Raw genomic sequence first — 1,279 nt, 5'->3', positions numbered from 1 at the left:
CTGATGTGGTCCTGAACGTATAGACATGTATGCTATCATACTGGTACGGGAAAGGAATCCACCAATGACACGGCAAAACCCTCGCACCTTTACGGCGGAATTTCGCCACATGGCCCTTGATCTCGCGTTGCATGGCGAGCAACCCGTTGCCCAGATCGAACGCGATCTCGGATTATCGTCGGGACTCTTGCGCCGGTGGCTCAAAAAACACCGGATGGCCCAGGCCGCAGGCACCACCGTGGCCGCCGTGGCCGCAGAAACTCAGGAAATGGCCCGCTTGCGCCGCGAAGTCAAACGGCTGGAGCAGGAGAACCTCATCCTAAAAAAAGCCGTGGCTATGACCCACTGGCGTGGGTTCCCCGCGCACCCATCACCGAGCGGTATCAGTTCATCGCTGACCACCGAACGCTGATGTCGGTACGGGCCATGTGCCGACTGCTGGAGGTCGCTCCCAGCGGCTTCTATGCCTGGCGCAACCGTCCACCAAGTGCCCGAACGATAGCCAATCAAACCTTAACCGAAACCATCCAGTCCATCCAAGCCACCAGCGGGTTTCGCTATGGCAGCCGTCGGATTCAAGCACGCTTACGCCAACACGGGGTGCGCATTGGCCGCCATCGCGTCCGTCGCCTGATGCGGAGCGCCAACCTCCACCCGCGCCGCACGAAATGGCGGCGGCAGACGACCGTGCGTGCGTGCGGCGCGTCTGCCGCCCCGAATCGATTGAAGCGCCAGTTCGCTGTCACGGCCCCGCATGCCTGCTGGGTTGGCGACATCACCGCCATTCCGCTGCGCAGCGGAACCGCCTATCTGGCGGGGGTCTTGGATTTGTATACACGCAAGGTCGTTGGTTGGACGCTGGATGGGCGCATGGATGCGACGCTGGTTGAACGCGCCTTGCAGATGGCCGTGACCCAGACCCAGCAGCGACCGACCGTGCACCATACCGACCAAGGGAGCGGGGCACCCTCTGGGTCACACGAGCGCGGCCTACCAAACGTTGGTGCGCCAGCATGGCATCACCATGAGCATGAGCGATGTGGGCAAATGCTACGACAATGCGCCCATGGAGCGCCGGTGGGCGACCCTGAAAACCGAATTGACCCATCATCGGACGTATGACAGCATCGCCAGTTTACGGCGTGATCTGTTCGAATACATCGAAATCTTTTACAATCGCCAACGGCTGCATTCGGGTTTAGGCTACCAAACGCCCGCAACGATTGAAGCGGCGTGGAGCGGATACGAACGATTGTCCATTAAATTATGACCACATCAG

General features: G+C 60.2%; 3 protein-coding genes. All 3 read left to right on the top strand.

Annotation, left to right across the window (positions count from 1 at the left end; genetic code table 11):
- The first annotated feature begins 64 nt into the window (after positions 1 to 64).
- The 3 genes from ABEB26_RS26865 to ABEB26_RS27060 are packed head-to-tail and all read left to right on the top strand — an operon-like array spanning position 65 to position 1,270.
- Complete coding sequence (locus ABEB26_RS26865) at positions 65 to 412, top strand: transposase (RefSeq protein WP_345725171.1); 348 nt, start codon at positions 65 to 67, stop codon at positions 410 to 412.
- A 14-nt stretch (positions 413 to 426) separates the two neighbouring features.
- Positions 427 to 1,122 (top strand): IS3 family transposase, encoded by a 696-nt coding sequence (locus ABEB26_RS26860; protein WP_345725170.1) that lies wholly within the window; start codon positions 427 to 429, stop codon positions 1,120 to 1,122.
- Positions 1,025 to 1,270: an integrase core domain-containing protein gene (locus ABEB26_RS27060; RefSeq protein ID WP_486348344.1), complete on the top strand. Its 246-nt coding sequence runs from the start codon at positions 1,025 to 1,027 to the stop codon at positions 1,268 to 1,270. The genes ABEB26_RS26860 and ABEB26_RS27060 overlap by 98 nt, the downstream gene beginning before the upstream one ends.
- The last annotated feature ends 9 nt before the right edge of the window (positions 1,271 to 1,279 follow it).

Source organism: Herpetosiphon gulosus (assembly GCF_039545135.1).
In the GTDB taxonomy this organism is placed as follows: Bacteria; Chloroflexota; Chloroflexia; order Chloroflexales; family Herpetosiphonaceae; genus Herpetosiphon; species Herpetosiphon gulosus.
This window is presented reverse-complemented; position numbering and strand designations above follow the sequence as displayed.

Bases quoted from the DNA above. Each gene is read 5' to 3' on its own strand.
- ABEB26_RS26860 (WP_345725170.1), top strand. From the start codon at position 427: ATGTGCCGACTGCTGGAGGTCGCTCCCAGCGGCTTCTATGCCTGGCGC.
- ABEB26_RS26865 (WP_345725171.1), top strand. From the start codon at position 65: ATGACACGGCAAAACCCTCGCACCTTTACGGCGGAATTTCGCCACATG.
- ABEB26_RS27060 (WP_486348344.1), top strand. From the start codon at position 1,025: ATGAGCATGAGCGATGTGGGCAAATGCTACGACAATGCGCCCATGGAG.